The sequence below is a fragment of the Microvirga puerhi genome, assembly GCF_020089865.1.
In the GTDB taxonomy this organism is placed as follows: domain Bacteria; phylum Pseudomonadota; class Alphaproteobacteria; order Rhizobiales; family Beijerinckiaceae; genus Microvirga; species Microvirga puerhi.
The window spans coordinates 69,528-91,932 of sequence record NZ_JAIRBM010000011.1; the positions used below are offsets into that span (position 1 = coordinate 69,528).

24 protein-coding genes are annotated in these 22,405 nt (G+C 64.4%); 17 read left to right on the forward strand and 7 right to left on the reverse strand.

The features are described from left to right. Positions 1-105: 105 nt before the first annotated feature. Positions 106-2,901: a preprotein translocase subunit SecA gene (gene secA, locus K9B37_RS15360; protein WP_224314255.1), complete on the reverse strand. Its 2,796-nt coding sequence runs from the start codon at positions 2,899-2,901 to the stop codon at positions 106-108. A 249-nt stretch (positions 2,902-3,150) separates the two neighbouring features. On the opposite strand from secA, the gene K9B37_RS15365 reads away from it, so the two are divergent. Next, on the forward strand, positions 3,151-4,038 hold the full coding sequence (locus tag K9B37_RS15365) for a peptidylprolyl isomerase (protein WP_224314257.1): 888 nt from the start codon (positions 3,151-3,153) through the stop codon (positions 4,036-4,038). A 104-nt stretch (positions 4,039-4,142) separates the two neighbouring features. Here the strand turns inward: K9B37_RS15365 and K9B37_RS15370 are convergent, their stop codons facing one another. Further along, on the reverse strand, positions 4,143-4,358 hold the full coding sequence (locus K9B37_RS15370; RefSeq protein WP_224314258.1) for a hypothetical protein: 216 nt from the start codon (positions 4,356-4,358) through the stop codon (positions 4,143-4,145). 184 nt (positions 4,359-4,542) lie between these two features. On the opposite strand from K9B37_RS15370, the gene argJ reads away from it, so the two are divergent. Next, positions 4,543-5,784 (forward strand): bifunctional glutamate N-acetyltransferase/amino-acid acetyltransferase ArgJ, encoded by a 1,242-nt coding sequence (argJ, locus tag K9B37_RS15375; protein ID WP_224314260.1) that lies wholly within the window; start codon positions 4,543-4,545, stop codon positions 5,782-5,784. 10 nt (positions 5,785-5,794) lie between these two features. Here the strand turns inward: argJ and K9B37_RS15380 are convergent, their stop codons facing one another. After that, positions 5,795-6,091, reverse strand: a complete 297-nt coding sequence (locus tag K9B37_RS15380) for a hypothetical protein (RefSeq protein ID WP_224314262.1) — start codon at positions 6,089-6,091, stop codon at positions 5,795-5,797. Between the two features lie 293 nt (positions 6,092-6,384). On the opposite strand from K9B37_RS15380, the gene mutT reads away from it, so the two are divergent. Together mutT and K9B37_RS15390 are read left to right on the forward strand one after the other, a co-directional pair. Then, on the forward strand, positions 6,385-6,798 hold the full coding sequence (gene mutT, locus K9B37_RS15385; RefSeq protein WP_224314264.1) for an 8-oxo-dGTP diphosphatase MutT: 414 nt from the start codon (positions 6,385-6,387) through the stop codon (positions 6,796-6,798). Between the two features lie 10 nt (positions 6,799-6,808). Beyond that, entirely contained in the window at positions 6,809-7,741 is a 933-nt protein-coding gene (locus K9B37_RS15390) for a DMT family transporter (RefSeq protein WP_224314266.1), read from the forward strand. 3 nt (positions 7,742-7,744) lie between these two features. Here K9B37_RS15390 and K9B37_RS15395 read toward each other — a convergent pair whose 3' ends face one another. Then, the gene (locus K9B37_RS15395) at positions 7,745-8,458 is read right to left on the reverse strand and encodes an alanyl-tRNA editing protein (RefSeq protein ID WP_224314267.1); all 714 of its coding nucleotides are present in this window, start codon (positions 8,456-8,458) and stop codon (positions 7,745-7,747) included. Positions 8,459-8,579: 121 nt separating this feature from the next. On the opposite strand from K9B37_RS15395, the gene K9B37_RS15400 reads away from it, so the two are divergent. Beyond that, positions 8,580-9,083, forward strand: a complete 504-nt coding sequence (locus K9B37_RS15400; RefSeq protein ID WP_224314269.1) for an Mpo1 family 2-hydroxy fatty acid dioxygenase — start codon at positions 8,580-8,582, stop codon at positions 9,081-9,083. A gap of 7 nt (positions 9,084-9,090) precedes the next feature. Here K9B37_RS15400 and K9B37_RS15405 read toward each other — a convergent pair whose 3' ends face one another. Together K9B37_RS15405 and K9B37_RS15410 are read right to left on the reverse strand one after the other, a co-directional pair. Further along, complete coding sequence (locus K9B37_RS15405) at positions 9,091-9,456, reverse strand: DUF427 domain-containing protein (RefSeq protein ID WP_224314271.1); 366 nt, start codon at positions 9,454-9,456, stop codon at positions 9,091-9,093. Between the two features lie 70 nt (positions 9,457-9,526). Then, positions 9,527-10,405 (reverse strand): methyltransferase domain-containing protein, encoded by an 879-nt coding sequence (locus tag K9B37_RS15410; RefSeq protein ID WP_224314273.1) that lies wholly within the window; start codon positions 10,403-10,405, stop codon positions 9,527-9,529. Positions 10,406-10,547: 142 nt separating this feature from the next. On the opposite strand from K9B37_RS15410, the gene K9B37_RS15415 reads away from it, so the two are divergent. From K9B37_RS15415 to nhaA, 7 genes are all read left to right on the forward strand, one after another. Continuing rightward, positions 10,548-11,291 (forward strand): ComF family protein, encoded by a 744-nt coding sequence (locus K9B37_RS15415; RefSeq protein ID WP_224314275.1) that lies wholly within the window; start codon positions 10,548-10,550, stop codon positions 11,289-11,291. Positions 11,292-11,331: 40 nt separating this feature from the next. Further along, entirely contained in the window at positions 11,332-11,589 is a 258-nt protein-coding gene (gene grxC, locus K9B37_RS15420; protein WP_224314277.1) for a glutaredoxin 3, read from the forward strand. Positions 11,590-11,602: 13 nt separating this feature from the next. Beyond that, positions 11,603-12,466 carry a carbon-nitrogen hydrolase family protein gene (locus tag K9B37_RS15425; protein ID WP_224314279.1) on the forward strand — a complete coding sequence of 288 codons (864 nt, stop codon included), beginning with the start codon at positions 11,603-11,605 and terminating at the stop codon, positions 12,464-12,466. 48 nt (positions 12,467-12,514) lie between these two features. Next, the gene (locus K9B37_RS15430; RefSeq protein ID WP_224314280.1) at positions 12,515-12,958 is read left to right on the forward strand and encodes a DUF1178 family protein; all 444 of its coding nucleotides are present in this window, start codon (positions 12,515-12,517) and stop codon (positions 12,956-12,958) included. A gap of 32 nt (positions 12,959-12,990) precedes the next feature. Then, positions 12,991-13,413: a hypothetical protein gene (locus tag K9B37_RS15435; RefSeq protein ID WP_224314282.1), complete on the forward strand. Its 423-nt coding sequence runs from the start codon at positions 12,991-12,993 to the stop codon at positions 13,411-13,413. Positions 13,414-13,492: 79 nt separating this feature from the next. Further along, positions 13,493-14,014: a metallophosphoesterase family protein gene (locus K9B37_RS15440; RefSeq protein ID WP_224314284.1), complete on the forward strand. Its 522-nt coding sequence runs from the start codon at positions 13,493-13,495 to the stop codon at positions 14,012-14,014. A 53-nt stretch (positions 14,015-14,067) separates the two neighbouring features. Next, positions 14,068-15,291 carry a Na+/H+ antiporter NhaA gene (gene nhaA / locus K9B37_RS15445; RefSeq protein ID WP_224314285.1) on the forward strand — a complete coding sequence of 408 codons (1,224 nt, stop codon included), beginning with the start codon at positions 14,068-14,070 and terminating at the stop codon, positions 15,289-15,291. Here the strand turns inward: nhaA and ubiG are convergent. Further along, a complete protein-coding gene (gene ubiG, locus K9B37_RS15450; protein WP_224314287.1) occupies positions 15,264-16,007 on the reverse strand; it encodes a bifunctional 2-polyprenyl-6-hydroxyphenol methylase/3-demethylubiquinol 3-O-methyltransferase UbiG in 744 nt (247 codons plus the stop codon). The genes nhaA and ubiG overlap by 28 nt on opposite strands. Before the next feature lie 143 nt (positions 16,008-16,150). Here ubiG and K9B37_RS15455 point away from each other — a divergent pair, with 143 nt between their 5' ends. The 5 genes from K9B37_RS15455 to prmC all read left to right on the forward strand — a co-directional run bounded on the left by K9B37_RS15455 (position 16,151) and on the right by prmC (position 22,094). After that, positions 16,151-17,389 (forward strand): aspartate kinase, encoded by a 1,239-nt coding sequence (locus K9B37_RS15455; protein WP_224314288.1) that lies wholly within the window; start codon positions 16,151-16,153, stop codon positions 17,387-17,389. 91 nt (positions 17,390-17,480) lie between these two features. Next, the gene (gene ptsP, locus K9B37_RS15460) at positions 17,481-19,748 is read left to right on the forward strand and encodes a phosphoenolpyruvate--protein phosphotransferase (protein WP_224314290.1); all 2,268 of its coding nucleotides are present in this window, start codon (positions 17,481-17,483) and stop codon (positions 19,746-19,748) included. After that, a complete protein-coding gene (gene prfA / locus K9B37_RS15465; RefSeq protein WP_224314292.1) occupies positions 19,748-20,827 on the forward strand; it encodes a peptide chain release factor 1 in 1,080 nt (359 codons plus the stop codon). The genes ptsP and prfA overlap by 1 nt, the downstream gene beginning before the upstream one ends. After that, on the forward strand, positions 20,824-21,237 hold the full coding sequence (gene fosX / locus K9B37_RS15470; protein WP_224314293.1) for a FosX/FosE/FosI family fosfomycin resistance hydrolase: 414 nt from the start codon (positions 20,824-20,826) through the stop codon (positions 21,235-21,237). The genes prfA and fosX overlap by 4 nt, the downstream gene beginning before the upstream one ends. Next, positions 21,234-22,094 (forward strand): peptide chain release factor N(5)-glutamine methyltransferase, encoded by an 861-nt coding sequence (gene prmC, locus K9B37_RS15475; RefSeq protein ID WP_224314295.1) that lies wholly within the window; start codon positions 21,234-21,236, stop codon positions 22,092-22,094. The genes fosX and prmC overlap by 4 nt, the downstream gene beginning before the upstream one ends. Positions 22,095-22,405 lie beyond the last annotated feature (311 nt).

Genomic DNA, 22,405 nt, shown 5'->3' on the forward strand with positions numbered 1-22,405 from the left:
TGGCAGGAATGGAAGCCAATCGCCAGACCGGCTGCGCTGTGACGAACCGAAACAAAAAGCCCGGCGCGGGCCGGGCTCTCATCGTTTCGTTTCCGAAGGCCGATATCAGGCCACGAACTGCCCGTGGCAATGCTTGAACTTCTTGCCCGATCCGCAGGGGCAGGGTTCGTTGCGGCCGACGCGCCCCCAGGTGGAGGGATCGTTCGGATCGCGAGCCTGCGTGGCTCCGCTGGCGGCGGAAGCGACAAAGCCAAGAGCAGAGCCGGCGGCGGCCAGATCGAACTCGTTCTCGCCAGTGGCAGGGTCGAGATGCTGGGCGAACATCGGCGGCAGAGTCTCGGGCTCCGGCTGCTGGAACACCACCTGGATGCGCATGAGCTGCCCGGTCACCTGCTCGCGCAGGCGGCTGACGAGATCGTTGAAGAGCTCGAACGCCTCCGACTTGTACTCGTTGAGCGGATCGCGCTGGGCATAGCCGCGCCAGCCGATGACCTGACGCAGATGGTCGAGAGTCACCAGGTGTTCGCGCCAGAGATGGTCGAGGCTCTGGAGAAGGACCTGCTTCTCCACGTAGTTCATCACCTCGGCCGTGTTCTCCTCGACGCGCTTGGCATAGGACTCGTCGGCCGCCTTGTGGATGCGCTCGCGGATCTCGTCGTCAGCAATTCCCTCTTCCTTGGCCCATTCGTCGATCGGCAGATCGAGATTGAGGAAGTTGGCGACGCCCTCCTTCAGGCCTGCGACGTTCCATTGCTCTGCATAGGCATGCTCTGGAATCGTGCGGGCCACGAGATCGTCGATGACGCCGCGGCGCATCTCGTCGATGGTGTCGCGGACACTCTCCTCGGCCATGAACTCCTTGCGCTGCTCGAACACGACCTTGCGCTGGTCGTTCATGACGTTGTCGTATTTCAGGATGTTCTTGCGGATGTCGAAGTTGCGCGCCTCGACCTTCGCCTGCGCCCGCTCGATGGCCTTGTTGATCCACGGATGGATGATGGCCTCGCCTTCCTTCAGGCCGAGTTTCTGGAGCATGCCGTCCATCCGGTCGGACCCGAAGATGCGCATCAGGTCGTCCTGGAGCGACAGGTAGAACTTGGACCGGCCGGGATCGCCCTGACGGCCCGAGCGGCCGCGCAGCTGGTTGTCGATGCGGCGGGATTCATGGCGCTCCGTGCCGAGCACGTAGAGACCGCCGGCGGTAAGCGCCTTTTCCTTGAAGGCCGCGATCTCCTCGAGGATCGCCTTCTCCTTGGCGGCACGCTCCTCGCCCTCGACGCCTGCCAGCTCACGCTCGAAGCGCATCTTGGCATTGCCACCGAGCTGAATATCGGTGCCGCGGCCGGCCATGTTCGTCGCGATGGTGATCGCGCCGGGCACACCTGCCTGAGCGACGATGAACGCCTCCTGCTCGTGGAAGCGGGCGTTCAGCACGGCGAAATGCTTCGTTGCCTTTCCTTCGCGAGCGGCCTTGTAAAGAGGCTCGAGCGCCTGGGGGTCCTCGAAATCGATGAGCTTGAAGCCGTCCTTGATCAGCAGGTCGGCGAGATATTCGGATTTCTCGATCGACGTGGTGCCGACGAGGATCGGCTGCCCGCGAGCGGCCGAAGCCTCGATGTCCCGGATCACCGCCTTGTAGCGCTCATCGGCGGTCCGATAGACCTCGTCGTCCTCGTCGATGCGGGCGACGGGCCGGTTGGTCGGAATCTCGACCACTTCGAGATTGTAGATTTCCAGGAACTCGTCCGCCTCGGTCGCGGCCGTACCGGTCATGCCGGCGAGCTTGTCGTAGAGGCGGAAGTAGTTCTGGAACGTGATCGAAGCGAGGGTCTGGTTCTCGGGCTGGACCTGGACTCGTTCCTTGGCTTCGAGGGCCTGGTGCAGGCCCTCCGAATAGCGTCGGCCCTGCATCATGCGGCCGGTGAACTCGTCGATGATCACCACCTCGCCGTTGCGGACGATGTAGTCCTTGTCGCGCTGGAAGAGAGTGTGAGCCCGCAGCGCCTGGTTCATGTGATGGACGAGGGTGGCGTTATGGGCATCGTAGAGATCGCCCTCGGTCAGGAGACCCGCCTCGCGCAGAAGGTCCTCGATCTTCTCGGTGCCTCCTTCGGTGAGCGCCACCGTGCGCTGCTTCTCGTCGACCTCATAGTCGCTCTTGCTCAGACGCGGGATCACCACGTCGATGGCGTTGTAGAGCTCGGAGCGGTCGTCCAGGGGACCGGAGATGATGAGCGGCGTACGGGCTTCGTCGACGAGGATCGAGTCCACCTCGTCGACGATCGCGAAGTTATGGCCCCGCTGGACCATCTGCGCCATCTCGTACTTCATGTTGTCGCGCAGATAATCGAAGCCGTATTCGTTGTTGGTGCCGTAGGTGATGTCGGCCACATAGGCCTGAGCACGCTCGACATCGTCGAGGCCGTGGACGATCACGCCGACGGACAGGCCAAGGAAGCGGTAGATCTGGCCCATCCACTCGGCGTCACGGCGGGCGAGATAGTCGTTGACTGTCACCACGTGGACGCCCTTGCCAGCGAGGGCGTTGAGGTAGACCGGCAGGGTTGCCACAAGGGTCTTGCCTTCACCGGTCCGCATCTCGGAGATGGAGCCTTCATGGAGGACCATGCCGCCGATGAGCTGAACGTCGAAGTGGCGCTGGCCGAGGGTCCGCTTGGCGGCCTCGCGGACCGTGGCGAAGGCGGGAACCAGAATGTCGTCCAGGGTCTTGCCGGCCGCGAGCTGGGCCTTGAATTCCTCAGTCCGGGCGCGGAGCTGGTCGTCGGTGAGGGCTTCGAGCTCGGGCTCCAACGCGTTAATAGCCGCCACCTTCGGCCGATAGGACTTCAGTCGGCGATCGTTGACCGAACCAAAGATTTTCTTCGCGAGTGTTCCGAACATCGAGAGCCTTCAGACTTCTGGGATTCTGGAGAAACGTTAATTTGAGCCGCGTTATAGACTTAATTATGCAGGAGCGCATCTAAAAGACTGCGCCAAGACGGCACAGTTCCCAGGCTCACTCCGGCAACCCATGTCGACCGTCAGTCGGGCCGGCGGGGGTGTGCCATAGATAGGCTATTGCTTGCAAACCGCAATGAACTCGGTCATCGCTCCAGGCGATTGTGGGCGAATCCCATGAGAGGATCAGACATGTCAGTTTCAAAATCGCTTCGCGTGAGCCTTCTGGCGCTCGGCGTAGCCCTGCCCCTGACCGGGGGCCTGGCTCTGGCGCAGGGTGCCGCACCCGCTGCTGCCCCGGCCGCAGGCGCCCAGCAGAGCAACAAGGTCGTCGCCCGCGTCAACGGCCAGGACATCACGGAGGCCGATATCGCAGTGGCCGCGGCGGACCCCGCCCTGCAGCTTCCCAGCATCCCCGACGACCAGAAGCGCGAGCTCCTGACGAGCTATCTCATCGACTTGAAGCTCGGCGCCAAGGCGGCGGAAGCCGCCAAGGTCGGCGACAGCCCGGAGGTTGCCCGCAAGCTCGCCTATACCCGGGACAAGACCCTCCTCGACGAGTATCTCGACCAGCAGGCCCGCAAGTCGGTCACGCCGGAAGCCGCCAGGAAGCTCTACGACGAGACCGCCAAGACCATGACGCCGGAGCAGGAGGTCCATGCCCGGCACATCCTCGTGGACAACGAGGAGGACGCCAAGAAGGCGGCCGCCCGCGTGAAAGGCGGCGAGGACTTCGCCAAGGTGGCGAATGAGCTGTCGAAGGATCCGGGCTCCAAGTCGGACGGCGGCGATCTCGGTTTCTTCACCAAGGACCGGATGGTCGAGCCCTTCGCGGAAGCCGCGTTCAAGCTCGAACCCGGCCAGATTTCCGATCCGATCAAGACCCAGTTCGGCTGGCATGTGATCAAGGTTGAAGAGAAGCGCAATAAGCCGGTCCCGTCCTTCGAGGAGATGAAGGACCAGGTAAACGCCTATCTCGAGCGCAAGGCCCAGCAGGACCTCATCGTCGGCCTGCGCAAGGATGCCAAGATCGAGAAGCTGGACGACAAGGGCAACCTCGTCGAGCAGAAGAAGCAGTAAATCTTACGATATCGAGGCAACATGGGGCGGTCCTTCGGGCCGCCCCTTTTCGTAGGCGGAGCCCATCGCTCTCTTGATGGGGAAGCGGCGGCGCAAGTCCTACGTCACTTGTTCGTCCGTCCGAGCTTGTTCGGATCGACGCCGCCTTCGCGCGTCGTATCGTTCTCAACGTCACCTTCGAAGGTCGAGACACCTTCGATCAGGCGAGGATCTTCGCCCGTCATGAAGGCCCCCTTCGAGGCACCGATGCCGGGATCGGCGCGCTGGTCGATGCGCTGACGTTCGCTCGCCGTCGTTTTCGGATGCTTGCTGCGGGTCATCGGAAACTCCTCTTCCGTTCCGGTCTCAACGGCGTGTCTATCGCCCCGTTCCTCCGGCTGCGGTTGTTCCAAGACGCCTCCCCCAAGACGCCTCCCCAACGAAACGCGGGCTTGACAAAAAGCCTTGAAAAGCCACAGGTCGCCGGTCTCTCAGGCCTTCCTTGCCACCTTCGTGGGTACCTCCATGTCCAAGACCGTCTCGCCCCTCGCGCCCAAGACTTTTCCGACGCTTCCCGAAATCGAAGGCGTGCGGATTGCGACCGCAGAGGCGGGCATCCGCTACCGGAACCGCACGGACGTGCTCTACGTGGAACTCGGCAAGGACACCGCGGTGGCCGGCGTCTTCACGCGCTCGAAATGCCCTTCGGCTCCGGTCGATTGGTGCCGCAAGAACCTGGAAAAGGGCACGGCCCGGGCGCTCGTGGTGAATTCCGGCAACGCCAATGCCTTTACCGGCAAGAAGGGGGCCGAGGCGGTGAAGATGACCGCCGATATCGCCGCCAAGGCTGCGGGCTGCCGCGCCTCACAGGTCTTTATCGCCTCGACCGGCGTGATCGGCGAGCCGCTGGACGCTACGAAGTTTTCCGGTGTCCTGGAGAAATGCGCCCAGAAGGCCTCGCCCAAGGCCTGGGTCGACGCCGCTAAGGCGATCATGACGACGGACACCTTTCCGAAAGTCGCGACGCGGACGGCCACCATCGGTGGCGTCGAGGTCACGATCAACGGCATCGCCAAGGGGGCCGGCATGATCGCTCCCGACATGGCCACGATGCTTTCCTTCATCTTCACGGACGCGCCTCTTGCTGCGCCCGTCCTGCAGGCTCTCCTGAAGAAGGGCGCCGACAAGACCTTCAATTGCGTGACCGTCGATAGCGATACCTCCACATCGGATACGCTGCTGTTCTTCGCCACCGGCGCAGCTGCAAAGCGTGGTGCGCCCACGGTGTCTCTGCCGAGCGACCGCCGCCTCAAGGAGTTCCGGCAGGCACTGGAAAGCCTCCTCTGCGATCTCGCCCAGCAAGTGGCGCGCGATGGCGAGGGCGCGCGCAAGCTGGTGACCGTGAAGGTGACGGGCGCCACCGGCGCGCAATCGGCCAAGCGCATCGCCATGGCGATCGCCAACTCCCCGCTCGTGAAGACTGCGGTGGCCGGAGAGGATGCCAATTGGGGCCGCGTCGTCATGGCCGTCGGCAAGGCCGGCGAACCAGCGGAGCGCGACAAGCTCGCGATCTGGTTCGGTGACATCCGCGTGGCCGTCAAGGGCGCGCGCGATCAGGCCTACGACGAGGCCAAGACCTCCGCCTATATGAAGGGCGACGAGGTCACGATCCGCGTGGATCTCGGCCTCGGCCGCGGCGAGGGCACCGTGTGGACCTGCGACCTCACCAAGGCCTACGTCGAGATCAACGGCGACTACCGGAGCTGATGGCGTATCGTCAGGGAATGACTGTTACCTTGCGCTTGATGACCACACGCATCGGTCCGCCATACTGGTTCGTTCCAATATACGCATAGGCGAATTCGTCCGCTCCCTGGTAGCCGGGCTTGGCGACATAGTACGGCGTCGTTCCACGCACGCCCGCGAGTCCCACCTTCGGCTTCTGGGTGATGACCACCTCGTTGATGGCGCCGTCGATACCGCTGATACCGAAGCCACACCCTTTCCCAGCCTTCACAGTCAATTGGCCTTCGAGCTCGGCGATCTGCGAATTGAAGTTCATGGGAGGGACCATGCAATCGTCCGCACTTGCTCCACTTGCGCTCAGGAGCAAGCCTAGCAAGCCGGCTCCGACAACAAGACTCATTTTTGCCATAAGACACCTACCTTTCGTAGGAAATTTAGCCGCAGGAAACTTAGCGATTTCTCAATCGCAATGATACAACATGTAAAGATGATCTGCCCCGGCAATGGGCGAGGTCTTCATGGCTTGGTTGTCCTGTGCTAGAGCGCACACGCTTCCTCGACTTCTGGAGAGGATCGCTCAATTCCTTCCTTGATCCCGATCAGCCAACCGGACGACCAGACGTGCCTCCTCTCAAGCTCACCCTCGTCGTCGCCGTCGCCCTCGTGGACACGGACAACCGGATCCTTCTGGCGCAGCGGCCGGAGGGCAAGCAGCTCGCGGGTCTGTGGGAGTTCCCGGGCGGCAAGCTGGAGCCCGGCGAGCGCCCGGAGGAGTCGCTGATCCGCGAGCTCCGCGAAGAACTCGGCATCACGGTCAAGGAGGCCTGCCTTGCCCCCCTCACCTTCGCGAGCCACGCCTATGAGAGCTTTCATCTCCTGATGCCGCTCTACATCTGCCGCCGCTGGGAAGGCTTCGTGCAGCCGCTCGAAGGACAGACCTTGAAATGGGTCAGGCCGCATGAGCTGCGCGCCTATCCGATGCCGCCGGCGGACGAACCGCTCATCCCGTTCCTGATCGATCTCCTCGGCGCCTGAGCCTCCCGCCATGTCATCCTCGGAATCGGCCGCAGCCACGCCTCTTCCACCCGTAACCCAGGGTTTCCTGATATCGAGTCTTCTCGGCTGCTCGATCCTGTGGGCAAGCGGCTTCCTCTTCATCAAGCTCAGTGGCGACACTAGTCCCTTCGTCATCGCCGCCGTACGCGGGCTTCTCGGCGCATCCTCCCTCGCCATCTTCTTCAAGCTCCAGGGCAAGGCGCTGCTGCCCCGCCCCGAGGAGCTGAAGGACTGGCTCTTTCTCGGCACCTTCAACGGCTGGGCTCCCAATGTCCTCGTGTCCTACGCGCTGACACAGATCACCACCGCCTCCGCGGCCATGGTGCAGGCGGCCGGGCCTCTCATCGTCGCCGTCATCGCCCATCTGCTGTTTGCAGACGAACGGCTGACGCGTCGGCGCTTCCTCGGCGTGCTCGTAGGATTCGTGGGCATGGGAATTCTCATCGGGCCGGCGGCCTTCCCGGAGAGCGGGATCAGCCCGATGGGTTCCCTCGCCATGGTGGCGGTCACGTTGAGCTATGCGACTGCCAATCTCTACGTCCGGACGATCAAGCGGGCAGATCCGTCCCGGCTGGCGCTCGGCCAGCAGGTCTGCTCAGGCATTCCAGCCACGATCCTGGCGCTGATCATCTCCGGTCCCGGAGCCTTCGCGGTCGTCCCCTCGCATCTGGGCCCTCTGCTCGCTCTCGGCATCATCGCGACGGCAGTACCGATGCTGATGTTCATGCGCATGATCCGCAGCGCCGGCCCGACCCGGGCCTCGATGGTCGGCTATCTCCTGCCCGTGTGGACGGCGCTGCTCGCCGTCCTTTTCCTCGACGAGCATCTCGGCGCGCGCGAATGTCTCGGCGGCGCCGTCATCCTCTCGGGCGTGGCGCTCGTGACCTTCAGCGGACGCCGCAAACCTGCCGTCGAAGCATAGCGATCAGGTCGCGAAACCGACCTTGATGCGCCGGTTCTGCCGGCCCTTGTTGTCGACCTTCAGAATGGTGACCGGGCGGGCCGCCCCCGTAGATACGAGATGCGTGCCGCCGCATCCCTGCCGGTCGAGATCGCGGATCTCCACGATACGGACCTGTCCGTCAGATCCGCGCGGTGGCGACACGGCCTTGCTGCGAAACAGGCCCGGCACCGCAGCGGCCTCATCCCAGGACATGCGGAACGCACCGACCGGGAGATCCTGCCGGATCACGTCGTTGATCGCCGCATCGAGACAGCGCAGGCGATCCGCATCAGCTCCGGGAAGGTCGAAATCGACCCGGAACGTCCCATCGGCCGAGAGCTGCGCCCCCGTGAGCAGAGCGCCGCCGAAATCACGATAGACGAGGCTGTTGGCGACATGCGCGAGCGTATGCAGCTCGCTCATGAGGCTGCGGAACACGGGATCGACCGTGACACGGACCGTGCCGTGAATCTCCGCATCGCCTTCGATCTCATGCCAAGCGCCATTCTCGGCGATCCGCACTGCGGTGACAGGCGCCTGCCCATCGGACCACGCGAGAACGGCCCGGTCGGGCAGCTGCCCACCACCGCCCGGAAAAACCGGCGATTGCGCCAAGAGCACGGCGCCCGGCCGGGCATCGAGGACATTAAGATCGAGGCTCAGGACTTCGGGATGGTCTTGGCAAAGGAGGTGCATGGGGAAGCCCCGTGTTGATGGGACGGCACTGTGACGTTCCGACAATCCGTCCGCAACAGAAGAGGCCTTTTCCTGCTCAAGTTCTCGGCTACACTCTTGCAAAATCGCGGAGGGAACGTCCATGGCTACCCTGTTCGAGCGCCAGCTTGAAACCTATTCCGGCTATCACCGCGACCACCGCAACCGCGCCACGCATTTCCTCGGGATCCCGGCCATCGTCTTCTCCCTGTTACTGATCTTGAGCCTGTGGCGACCATCCGTCGGCGGGCTCACGATCTCGGGTGCCTGGATCGTCGGGGTCCTGGCCATGCTCGGATGGATCGCCCTCGACCGGACCGTCGGGCTTGCCATGGCGGTGGTCGTGATCGTCATGGCGCTGGTCGCAGATGCGATAACGCACAGTCTCGGAGCGGGAGCGGTGTGGACGCTCTTTGCCGTCCTGTTCATCGGTGGTTGGGCGCTCCAGTTTCTCGGCCATGCCTTCGAAGGGCGTCGTCCCGCGCTCATGGACAACCTGTTCCAGGCCTTCATCGGGCCGATGTTCATCATGGCTGAAGTGCTGATGGCTGTAGGCCTGCGTCGTGATCTTGCCGCCTATACCGGCCATGAGACTCGATCGCCGTAAGGATCCCTCAGTCCGCGAATTCCTCAATGGCATCGACGCGGTTCGGGAAGAAGGCGAGATAGCCTGCAATCTCCCTGACCGCCGAGGACGGCTTCTCGTAGGACAAAGCCGCATTCTCCCGCACCAATCCCCCCGCCGTCACCGTGAAATAGGACGCGTCGCCCTTGTAGGGGGAATGGGTCTTGTGATCCGTCCGATCCATCAGGTCCATCCGCGCATCCTTGCGAGGGATGTAATGCATGGGTTCGAGGGAGCCTTCCCGGAGGGTCAGAGCCTCGGTGGTCTCGGCGACGATGAAGCCTCCGAGCACCACCCTGATCCGATGTGGGTTCTGGCTGATCGTGATCGGATGATCGGGATCGGGGGTCTTCATGCGGCTCTCCAGACCGGCCTTCCATCAACATAGGGCACGCACAGGCTGCCCCAAAGACCCGAGGGCCTTCTTACTCCTGCCCCTTCTCCCCCGTCGGTTGCTCTTTCACGCCGAGCGCATCGGCGAGGCGCATCTTGGCCGAACCGGGTCGCAGCGGCTTCTGCTGACTTTCATGGGGCGTCCAGCCGGACAGCCAGATGATCTCGAAGGTCGCGGGCACCCGCCCGTCCGGATCGGCGAAGCGCTCCACATAGATCTCCGCCGCCCGCATCAGCGTCCCACGGCGCAAGGGCGTCTTTCGCCGGTCGTGGAGGGCATTCGTCAGGCCCATCTGCCGCAGATCCCGCATGAGAGCGAAGGGATCGCCGTAGCGCACGCGCACCGTTTCCGAATCCGCCACCGGCAGGGCAAAGCCGGCCCGCTGCAGCAGGCCGCCGAGATCCCGCACGTCGGCGAAAGGAGCGACGCGGGGACTGACGCCTCCCTCGAGTTCCGCTTCGGCCTGAGTGAAGGCCTGCCGCAGCTCGGTCAGCGTCGCCCCGCCGAGAAGTGCACCCATGAAGAGCCCGTCAGACTTCAGGACCCTCCGGATCTGGACGAGCGCCCCCGGCAGATCGTTGACGCCCTGAAGCGACAGAAGCGAGATGGCGAGATCGAACTGGGGCTCCGATACAGGGAGGTTCTCCTCATCGCCCTGGATGCTTTCAGGCTCCGGCAAGGGAGCAATGCGCACCACCTGTTCGGAGCGGCCACGGCGCAGGAACTCGGCCGCCACCGGCGTTGGCGTGCCGACATCGAGAGCAAGCGGAAAAGTCCGCAGCACCGGAGCGAGGCGCTCCTCGAGATCCTCGACGGTGCGGGCCAGGAGAAAATCGGCATAGCCGGTGCGCATGGCCCGTTCGAGGCGGCGGCGGACGAGGGAGCGATCGAAGACGAGTGGAGCTTTCATGGAACGCCCGATATGGCGCGAGATGCTCCACGAGCCAAGGACTTCTTCGTCTTTCCCCTCCGACCGGAGAGATGTACCGGCGGGTCGCGGAGCCTAATCTCGTCCTGCGATGCGGACCGTCGATCGACCCGAACCCTCCGGAATGCGCTGGCGCGTGCCCCTCGCGCCTCTGGCGCAGATGCTGATCGGCCTCCTCTATCCGCCGACCTGCATCGCCTGTAGCGCGGCGACCGGCATTCCCCACGGCCTGTGCGCCGATTGCTGGTCGGGCATCGGGTTCATTTCCAGGCCATATTGCGAACGTCTCGGCACGCCCTTTGCCGTCGATCTCGGCCAGCCGCTCCTCTCGCCTGCCGCCATCGCCGAGCCACCGGTCTTCGGCCGTGCCCGGGCGGTCGCCCGCTACGATGGCACCGCGAGCCTCCTGGTGCATCGCCTCAAATATGCGGACCGGCCCGAACTGGCTCGGGCGATGGGCGTGATGATGGCGCGCGCCGGCGCGGAACTTCTCCGGGAGGCCGACGCGCTCGTCCCGGTTCCGCTCCACCGCTGGCGTCTATGGCGCCGCCGCTTCAACCAGGCCATGGCTCTCTCAGACATCGTCTCGCGAGAGAGTGACGTGCCCTGCGATCCCTTTCTGCTGGCCCGCGTGAAGCGGACCCGTCAGCAGGTCGGGCTGACCCGTGCACAGCGGCAGGAAAACCTGCAGGGCGCCTTCCGAGTGCCGCCCGAAGCACGGGCGCGGCTAAAGGGCCGCCGGGTCGTTCTGGTGGACGACGTCCTGACTACGGGCGCTACCGCCAACGCGGCCGCGCGGGCGCTCCTGCGCGGCGGGGCAGCTACAGTCGATGTGATCGCCTTCGCACGGGTCGTGACGGATGCGTAAGGGCCGCCTATATGAAGGCCTCCGAACCGAAAGGCTTCCGATGCCCCCGATCACGATCTACACTAAGAGCTGGTGCCCCTATTGCTCCGCCGCAAAGAAGCTCCTCTCCGACAAGGGCGCCGCCTTCACGGAGATCGACATCGAAGCCGAGCCCGCGAGGCGCGCCGAGATGATCCAGAAGGCTAGCGGCCGCACCACCGTGCCGCAGATCTTCATCGGCGAGCGCCATGTGGGCGGCTGCGACGATCTTTATGCCCTGGACGAGAGAGGGCAACTTGAGGCTTTATTGGCGGCCTGACGGAGACCGACCCATGACCGCCACCCGCTTCACCGCCGCCTGCGTCCAGATGCGCTCCGGGCGTGACGCCCTGGAGAACCGTGATGCCGCCGTCGCCCTCGTTCGCGAGGCGGCCGACAAGGGCGCCGATTTCGTCCAGACCCCCGAGATGACTTCGCTTGTCGAGCGGGACCGCACGTCTCTGTTCGACAAGGTGGGGCCGGAGGAGACGGATCCGACGCTGTCCGCTCTGCGCGAGGTGGCCCACGAACGCGGGATCGTGGTGCAGATCGGTTCCGTGGCGGTCAAGGAAGGCGACAAGATAGCCAACCGTGCTTTCCTGATCGGCCAGGACGGCGGGATCATCGCGTCCTACGACAAGGTCCACCTCTTCGATGTCGATCTGCCGAACGGCGAAAGCTGGCGTGAATCGGCCACCTACACAGGCGGCAACAAGGCCGTGCTGGCCGAGACGCCCTGGGGCATGCTCGGCATGTCCATCTGCTACGACGTGCGCTTCGCGGCCCTTTACAGGGCGCTTGCCGAAGCGGGCGCATCCTTCCTGTCCGCCCCGGCCTGCTTCACGAAGCAGACGGGCGAGGCTCATTGGCACGTGCTGCACCGAGCGCGGGCCATCGAGACAGGCTCCTTCATGATTTCGGCCGCACAGGGTGGCCTCCACGCGGACGGCCGCGAGACCTTCGGGCATTCGCTCATCGTCGATCCGTGGGGCCGGATTCTGGCGGAAGCCGGCACCGAGCCCGGTGTGATCCTGGCGGAGATCGATACCGGGCTCGTGGCGGATGCCAGAGGGCGGATCCCGACCCTCAAGAACGCCCGCCCCTTCACGGTCGAGACCGCGTCAGCGGCCCCGGCCAAGCGAGCCGCGAGCGCCTGAGCCGCTGCTCTTGGACAACCGACCTCTCATCACCATCTCCCGAAGGACATGATCAAGTATGCCTTGGCCTGCGAGCAGGCCCACGAATTCGAAAGCTGGTTCCCCTCGAGCGAAGCGTATGAGACGCAGCGCAAACGCGGCTTCGTGACCTGTCCCTATTGCCGGTCGCCGAAGGTGGAAAAGCAGATCATGGCGCCATCCATCGGCCGAACCGACAAGGGACATGCCGAGGCGACGGAGCCAATGCCGGTCGCCATGCTGTCCGAGAAGGAACAGCAGATCCGCGCCATGATCCGCGCGGTGCGGGAGCACGTGATGCAGAATTCCGAGAACGTTGGCAAAGCCTTCGTCGAAGAGGCCCGAAAGATCCACTACGGCGAAGCGGAGGAGCGCGCCATCTATGGCGAGGCCGATCTGGCCGAGGCGCGTGCCCTCGTGGAGGAAGGCATCGACGTGTTGCCCCTGCCGACAGTGCCGGACGATCGGAATTAGTCCGCTTTCATCACCTTTTCGGAGCCTCGCAGATGCCACAATGCAACCGGTTCGGCCTTGCCGTGGCAATATTCCTCGGGTTCACCGGAGGCGTCGCGGCGCAGGAAAAAGCCAACACGACCTGCATCTGGAGCTTGTTCAAGATGGTTCAGGCCTTCGAAGCAGCCTGTAACCCGGACGAGGCGACGGAATATCGGAAGACACTGGACGAGGGCGTCGCAGCTCTTGAGCACCGCACGGAGGAGCTCGGGACATTGCCCGATATGACTTCTGTTGCCGAGAATATCCCAAAGCTCATCAAGAATGAGATTGGGAAAGATGCCTCTCAGTGTTCTCGCGGGCATGTCTTCGATATGGCACAGCACGCACGGGCAATGGGCGCAGAAGGGCTGCGGGCGGAATTTGCCAGAATCGTCGCCGTATCGAAGGAAAACCAACTCAACGGCTGCCTTTGACCTTTCCCCGGAATGACGCATTTTGACCTGGATCGGCCGGGCCTGACGATGCGGCTCGGGCAGGTTTCAGGGGCTCTGCTTGACGGTCTTCTTCACCAGCGACACCCATTTCGGCGACCCGCGGGTGCTGCGCATCGACAAGCGCCCTTTCAAGACGATCCCCGAACATGACGAAGCCCTGATCGCCCGCTGGAACGAGGTTGTTGGGCCGAAAGACGAGGTCTGGCATCTCGGCGATTTTGCTCTGCACGTGAAGCTTGCGCGTATCACCGAGCTGCTGGAGCGCCTGAACGGGCGCAAGCATTTGATCACCGGCAACAATGACGGGCCCGAAACGGTTTCCGCCGTCGGCTGGGCAAGCGTGCAGCCCTATGCGGAATTGAATCTCGATGGCTATGGTCTCGTGTTGTGTCACTATGCCTTCCGGACCTGGAAGAATATGGGCCGTGGCTGGATTGATCTGCACGGCCATTCGCATGGCAAGCTGAAGCCGCAGACACGCCAGTTCGATGTCGGCGTCGACGCCCGGGACTACCGACCGGTGACGCTCGACGAGATTCTCGGCTCCTCCCGACTTCGTCATCGCCGGCCCGCCGGTTGAGGGTTTCCGCCGCGAGCCATTCGCTTTAGGACCCTAGGGGAAGGGAGACGCGAATGGGTCAGGGACAGCATCGGAAGACACCTGCTACAGGCATGCGGCGCATCTCGCTCATGCGTCGGTTCTTCGACAGCGAGGCCTCCGGTGGCATTCTGCTGATGGGTGTCACCATCCTGGCGCTGGTGGTCGCCAACTCGCCCCTGTCAGGCGCCTATTTCGGCATTCTCAAGACCTATGTGCTGGGCCTGAGCGTGCAGCACTGGATCAACGATGCCCTGATGGCGGTGTTCTTCCTGCTCGTGGGTCTCGAGATCAAGCGTGAGTTCCTCGACGGACAGCTCTCGACCTGGCCGCGCCGCATCCTGCCGGGCATCGCGGCCCTCGGCGGCATGGTGGTGCCGGCGCTCGTCTATATCGCCGTCACCTGGACGGATCCGGTCCTGCGTGCCGGATGGGCCATTCCGGCAGCGACCGATATCGCCTTCGCCCTCGGCGTCCTGAGCATTCTCGGGGCGAGAGTGCCGACCTCGCTCAAGATCTTCCTGACGGCGCTTGCCATCCTCGACGATCTCGGCGCCATCATCATCATCGCGCTGTTCTATACCAGCGATCTCGCCGTGCCGATGCTCGGCCTTGCAGGCCTGTGCCTCGCAGCGCTGATCGCGCTCAACCGCTTCGGGATCGCGAGAATCCTGCCCTATCTGGCGATCGGCGCACTGATGTGGTTCTTCGTGCTCAAATCCGGCATCCACGCCACCCTGGCCGGCGTGGCCCTTGCTCTCACGATTCCGCTCCATCCCGAGCCGAAAAAGACGCGGGCGGAGGATTCGCCTCTTCATCGCCTCGAACACGCGATCCAGCCCTGGGTTGCCTATGCGATCATCCCGATCTTCGGCCTCGCCAATGCCGGCCTGTCCTTCGAGGGCTTCTCGCTGTCGTCCCTCGTCTCGCCGCTGCCGATGGGCGTGGCGCTTGGGCTCTTCCTCGGCAAGCAGATTGGCGTCTACGGGGCCATACTCGCAGCGGGGCGTCTCGGCCTGGCCGACCTGCCGGCCGGCGCATCGCGGCTTCAATGCTACGGCGTCGCGCTTCTATGCGGCATCGGCTTTACCATGAGCCTCTTCATCGACGCGCTGGCATTCGGAGGACGGAATGATCTCATCGATTCCGCCAAGATCGGCGTGCTCGCCGGCTCCTTCCTGTCGGCGCTCTGCGGCTTCCTGGTCCTGCGCTTCGCGCCGCGGCCTGCGCCTCAGCGGCGGGCGGCGGTGAGCATGTAGTTCACCGCCATGTCGCGCGAGAGCGACCATGTCCCGGTGAGCGGATTGTAGGCGACCCCGGTCTGATCCGTCACCGTGAAGCCCGCGCCGTCCAACGCCGCCGCGAGCTCCTCCGGGGTCACGAATTTCTCCCATTCATGGGTGCCCCGCGGCAGCCAGCCGAGAACGTATTCCGCCCCGACGATCGCAAGCGCGAAGGAGCGCAGGGTCCGGTTGAGGGTCGCCATGAAGAGGGCGCCGCCGGGCTTCACGGCCTGTCCGCAGGCCGCCACGAAGGCCGGCACGTCGGCGACATGCTCCACGACTTCCATGGCGAGCACCAAGTCGAAGGTCTCGCCCCTGGCCGCCACGGCCTCGACCGTCTCGTTACGGTAGTCGATGGCGAGGCCGCCCTGTTCCGCATGAAGCCGCGCGACCGAGACGTTCGTCGGCGCCGGATCGAGCCCCGTCACCCGGGCACCCAGGCGAGCCAGAGGCTCCGAGAGAACGCCCCCGCCGCAGCCGACATCGAGAATCGTGAGGCCCTCAAGGGAGCGGGCCGAGCGCGGATCTCGCCCGAACCGGCGACAGGCTTCGTCCCGGATATAGGCTAAGCGCACCGGATTGAACCGGTGCAGGACCTTCATGGGCCCTTTCGGATCCCACCAGGTCGCGGCGATCTTCTCGAAGCGGGCGACCTCGGCCGGGTCGATGGTGGTGCTGGCGCCGTCGGCCATGGGACCTGCCTCTCGGAAACGTGCTCAAACGATGTAAGAGACATATCCGCCGCGTTGACAGCGCGCTACCCCGCAGTCATGTAAGGGCGCCTCCCGCTCTGGCGACGAGGCGCTTCCGATCTCCCACACGGCCCCCAGATCCCATGCCTCGTCTCGTCATGAAGTTCGGCGGCACCTCCGTCGCCAATGTTGAACGCATCCGCAATGTGGCGCGGCACGTCAAACGCGAGGTCGAGGCGGGCTACGACGTGGCGGTCGTCGTGTCGGCCATGTCGGGCAAGACGAACGAGCTCGTCGGCTGGGTCAAGGACGCCTCTTCCTTCTATGATTCCAAGGAATACGACGTGGTCGTCGCGTCCGGCGAGCAGGTCACGTCGGGCCTTCTCGCCGTCGCGCTCCAGGAAATGGGTCTCAAGGCGCGCTCCTGGCAGGGCTGGCAGATCCCGATCATGACCTCGGATGCCCATGGCTCTGCGCGAATCGCCGCCATCGACGGCACCGGCATCCTCCAGGGCTTCAGCCAAAGCCGGGAAGTGGCAGTGGTCTCCGGCTTCCAGGGTCTGCACCAGCCTACCCAGCGCGTCACCACTCTCGGACGCGGTGGATCGGATACCAGCGCGGTTGCCCTGGCCGCGGCCATCCAGGCGGAGCGCTGCGACATCTATACGGACGTGGACGGCGTCTACACCACCGATCCCCGGATCGTGAGCAAGGCGCGCCGTCTCGACAAGGTTTCCTACGAGGAGATGCTGGAAATGGCTTCCCTCGGGGCCAAGGTGCTGCAGGTGCGCTCAGTGGAGCTCGCCATGATGCACCGGGTCCCGACCTATGTGCGCTCCAGCTTCGACGATCCCGCCGCGCCCAAGCTCGGCACCCTCATCTGCGACGAGGAAGATATTATGGAACAGCAAGTTGTCACGGGCATCGCCTATTCGCGGGACGAAGCGCAGATTACGTTGCGGAATGTCGCGGACAAACCCGGCATCGCCGCCTCGATCTTCGTGCCCCTGGCGGATGCCAACATCAATGTGGACATGATCATCCAGGTCGTGTCCGACGATACGACGACGACGGACATCACCTTCACGGTTCCGGCAGCGGACTACGAACGGGCCTGTTCGGTGCTGAACCAGCATAAGGACGAGATCGAGTTCAAGAATCTCCAGGGCGCCACGGACGTCGTGAAGGTCTCGGCCATCGGCGTCGGCATGCGTAGCCATGCGGGCGTGGCCGCGAAGGCGTTCAAGGCCCTGGCCGATAAGGGGATCAACATCCGGGCGATTACGACCTCGGAGATCAAGTTCTCCGTTCTGATCGACTCCGCCTACACGGAGCTTGCGGTGCGCACGCTCCACTCGCTATACGGCCTTGATCAAGCCTGATTGACTGCCAGTCCATGAGGCTGCGACACTCATCATAAAAGCCGGCGGCCCGCCTGTCGGCTAACCAACCAGGACGGGAATACGAGAGCCCATGCCTAGCGCCCCCGGCGGTCCGCGCCTTCTGCTGCGCCGCCTCCGCGAGATCATGGCGGAGCCGATCGGAGCGCAGGATCGCCTCGACAAGATCGTCGTCCTGATCGCCGCCAACATGGTGGCGGAAGTCTGCTCCGTCTATGTGATGCGGGGCGACGGGGTGCTGGAGCTGTTCGCCACCGAAGGTCTCAACCGCGAAGCGGTGCACCGGACCACCATGCGTTCGGGCGAGGGCCTCGTCGGCCTCATCGCGGCAACTGCCGAACCGCTCGCCCTCTCCGACGCCCAGAGCCACCCGGCTTTCTCCTACAAGCCCGAGACCGGGGAAGAGATCTATCACGCCTTCCTCGGCGTGCCGCTCCTGCGGGCCGGCAACACCCTCGGCGTCCTCGTCGTCCAGAACCGCACCTACCGGATGTATGCCGAGGAGGAGATCGAGGCGCTTCAGACCACTGCGATGGTGCTGGCCGAAATGATCGCCGCTGGCGAATTGCAGGCGCTTGCCCCGGTCGAGACCGGCATCGCCCTGCGCCGCCCGGTCTATCAGAAGGGCATTGCTCTCGCGGACGGCGTCGGCCTCGGCTACGTGGTGCCGCACGAGCCGCGGGTGATGGTCAAGAACCTGATCGCCGAGAACATGGAGGCCGAGCTCCAGCGTCTCGACCATGCCATCGCGGACGTGCGCACCTCGATCGACGAGCTGATCGAGCGGGGCGACGTAGCCCATCATGGGGAGCACCGGGAGGTCCTGGAGACCTTCCGCATGTTCGCCCATGACCAGGGTTGGCTGCGGCGGATGCGGGAAGCCGTCACCTCCGGCCTGACGGCGGAGGCGGCGGTAGAGCGGGTCCAGTCCGACAACCGCGCCCGCATGCAGCGCCAGACGGATCCGTATCTACGCGAGCGGCTGCACGATCTCGACGATCTCGCCAACCGCCTGCTTCACCGTCTCGTGGGACGGGATCTCGTGGCGGAGCGGGGCTCCCTGCCGGATAACGCCATCATCGTCGCCCGCTCCATGGGCCCGGCAGCCCTGCTCGACTACGACCGCTCGCGTCTGCGCGGCCTCGTGCTCGAGGAAGGCGGGCCGACGAGCCATATCGCCATCGTGGCGCGGGCCCTCGGTATCCCGGCCGTCGGCGAGGTTGCCAACGCGACGTCCCTGACCGAGCAGGGCGATGCGATCATCGTCGACGGGGCAGCCGGCGAAGTGCAGATCCGGCCGAGTTCGGACGTGGAGGCGGCTTATGCCGAAAAGGCCCGTCTGCGGGCCCGCCGCCAGGAGCAGTATCTCAAACTTCGTGACGTGCCTGCCGTGACCAGGGACGGGGCGCCGATCACGCTGCAGCTCAATGCGGGCCTTCTGGTCGACCTGCCACACCTGGCCGAGACGAGAGCCGAAGGCGTCGGGCTGTTCCGGACCGAGCTCCAGTTCATGGTCGCCGAGCGGATGCCGACGGCCAGCGAGCAGCAATCGCTCTACAGCGCCGTGGTGGCGGCGGTGGGTGACCTGCCGATAACCTTCCGGACTCTGGATATCGGCGGCGACAAGATCCTTCCCTACATGAACGCCATCGAAGAGGAGAACCCGGCTCTCGGATGGCGGGCCATCCGCATCGGCCTCGATCGACCCGGGCTGCTACGGGTGCAGGTCCGGGCGCTCCTGAAAGCCGCCGGTGGGCATGCCCTGAAGATTATGTTCCCCATGGTGGCCACCTGCGATGAGTTCATCCGCGCCAGGGAGATCGTCGAACGGGAGAAGGCCCATCTCTCCCGCCACGGACACACCCTGCCGCGGGACCTCAAGCTCGGCGCCATGCTGGAGGTGCCTTCCCTCCTCTTTCAGCTGAAAGAGATCTGCGCCGTCGCGGACTTCCTGTCGATCGGCTCCAACGATCTGATGCAGTTCCTCTTCGCCAGCGACCGGGAGAATCGCCGGGTCGCCGACCGCTTCGATCCTTTGAGCCCACCCATGCTGCGGGCGCTCAAGATGGTGGTCGACGAGGCCGCCATGAGCAACTGCGAGCTGACCGTCTGCGGGGAGATCGGCGGCCGTCCGCTCGAAGCCATGGCTCTGATTGGCCTCGGGTATCGGTCGCTTTCCATGTCCCCCGCCTCCATCGGCCCGGTGAAGGCCATGCTGCTTTCGCTCGATGCCGGAAAAGTCCGCGCCTTTCTGCTTGATGAGCTGGAGCGCGGCGGGGGCGGCGATACGCTGCGCTCAGCCCTCACGCAATTCGCGGAAACCCATGGTATTCCGATCTGATGATCGCTCCTCCTTCTGACCGCCTGGACGCTATCCTCGCCCGCCACGACATCGTGACGGCAACCCTGAACGCTGCGTCCGATTCCGACACCATCGTGACCCTCTCCCGCGAGCTTTCCGAGCTCGACGATGTGGTCGCAGCCATCAAGGCCTATCGGGCCATGGAGGAGAATCTCGCAGGCCTCCAGGCCATGCTCGAGGATTCCGATCCTGAGATGCGAACCCTCGCACACGAAGAGCTGCCAGGCGCCCGGGAGGATCTGGAAAAGGCCGCGCAGAACCTGCGCCTCATGCTTCTGCCCAAGGACGAGGCGGACGAGAAGAGCGCGATCCTCGAAATCCGCGCGGGCACAGGCGGCGACGAGGCGGCGCTCTTCGCGGGCGATCTCTTGCGCATGTACACCCGCTATGCCGACCTGAAAGGCTGGAAGGTCGAGATGGTGTCCGAGAGCGAGGGCACCGCCGGCGGCTACAAGGAAGTGGTGGCCGAGGTGAAGGGGCGTGGCGTCTTCGCCCGCCTCAAGTTCGAAAGCGGCGTCCACCGTGTCCAGCGGGTGCCCGACACCGAGACGCAGGGCCGCATCCACACCTCCGCCGCCACGGTGGCCGTGCTGCCGGAAGCCGAGGACGTGGACATTGCGATCAACGAAGCCGACCTGAAGATCGACACCATGCGGGCTCAAGGCGCCGGCGGTCAGCACGTGAACAAGACCGAATCGGCGATCCGCATCACCCATATCCCCACCGGCACCGTCGTCTTCGTGCAGGACGAGCGCTCCCAGCACAAGAATCGCGCCCGGGCATTCGCCTTGCTCAAGGCCCGGCTCTACGATGCCGAGCGCACCGCCAAGGACGCGGCCCGCGCGGCGGACCGTAAATCGCAGGTCGGATCCGGCGACCGGTCGGAGCGCATCCGCACCTACAATTTCCCGCAAGGGCGAGTGACCGATCATCGGATCAACCTCACCCTCTACAAGCTGGAGGAGGTTTTGAGCGGCAACGCCCTCGACGAGCTCATCGATGCCCTCATCACGGAGCATCAGGCGGCGCAGCTCGCGGCGCAGGACGAGGCGGCGTGATCGAAGGGTTGAGCCACATCACGCTCATCACCCGCGATCTCGCCCGCATGAGCGCGATCATCGAGACTGTTCTGGACGGCCGGGAGATCTACGCCTCGGGCGACGACACTTTCTCCCTGTCGCGGGAAAAATTCTACATCGTGGGCGGCCAGTGGATCGCCATCATGGAGGGGGAGAGCCTGCCTGCCCGCTCCTACAACCATATCGCATTCAAGATTCCACCGGACGAGATCGATGCCTATCGCTCGCGAATCGAAGCGCTGGGCCTCGAATTTCGCGAATCCCGCCCGCGCGTAGAGGGCGAAGGCGCATCGCTCTACTTCTACGACCACGACAACCACCTCTTCGAACTCCATACCGGCACGCTCGAAGAGCGCCTGGCGCGCTACCGGAAGGGCCAGAGCCGGTGAGCGGCCCTCCTCCGACCCGTGCCCAGGCACTCGCCCAGCTCCGGAGGAGCCTCACTGAAGCCGGTTTCGAGACCGCAGCCCTCGACGCCCGATTGCTGCTCCTCGCCGCCCTGGACATTTCCTCGACTGAGCTGGTGATGCGGCCCGACATGCCTCTTACCGCCGTCGAGACCGAAGCCCTGGCCTCTCTGGCGCGCCGCCGCCTCGCGCATGAACCGGTAGCGCGGATTCTCGGCGTCCGGGAGTTCTGGGGCCTGCCGTTTCGCCTCTCTCCGGAGACTCTGGTGCCGAGACCCGACACCGAGACCATCGTCGAGACGGCCCTCGGTCTCGTTCCTGACCGCCTGGCTGAACTCCGAATCGTCGATTTCGGAACTGGCTCGGGCGCGATTCTCACCGCCCTGCTCCATGAACTGCCCAACGCCCACGGCATCGGGATCGATCTCGCGGAGGGCGCGGCACACATGGCCCAGGAGAATGCCCGCGCGAACGGTGTCGCCGAGCGGGCGCTCTTCGTCGTGTCGAGCTGGGCGGAGGCCCTGAAAGGCTCCTTCGATATCGTGGTCTCGAACCCACCCTATATCGCCTCAGAGGTGATCGAAGGCCTGGACAGGGAGGTCCGCGAGCATGATCCGCGCCTCGCCCTCGACGGCGGTCCGGACGGCCTTGCGCCCTACCGTGTGCTTCTTAGCGAGGCAGAGCGCCTCCTGGCGCCCGGCGGCGTCATGGTGCTCGAAATCGGCTACGATCAGGCCGATTCCGTGAGCCGTTTGGCCGCGGGCCGGGCCCTTGAAGTGGTGCGCCTGGTGCACGATCTATCTGACAACCCCCGCTGCATCGCCCTGAAACGGACATGATCCCATGGGATTTGCGAAGGGCCTCCCCGGGGACCAGATTTCTCGTCCAGCAGGGGATAAAGGCTGAAATATCGCTTGTTGGACCGGGCGGAACCCGCTAGATTTGGGTTCAGAGATCGTCCTCGGTCGACATAAATCGGTGGAGCCCCTCCGCGGGTGAATGCCGGAGACCAAACGATATCAGTCGCGCAGGCAGGGGCACTTTGAACAGCCAGGCGTGATCATTTGAACCCGACACTGAAGGATGGCCAAGGCTTCAAAAGCTGTGGCTTAACGACAGACGGTTGCCACGCGAACGGTGGGCGTAAGCC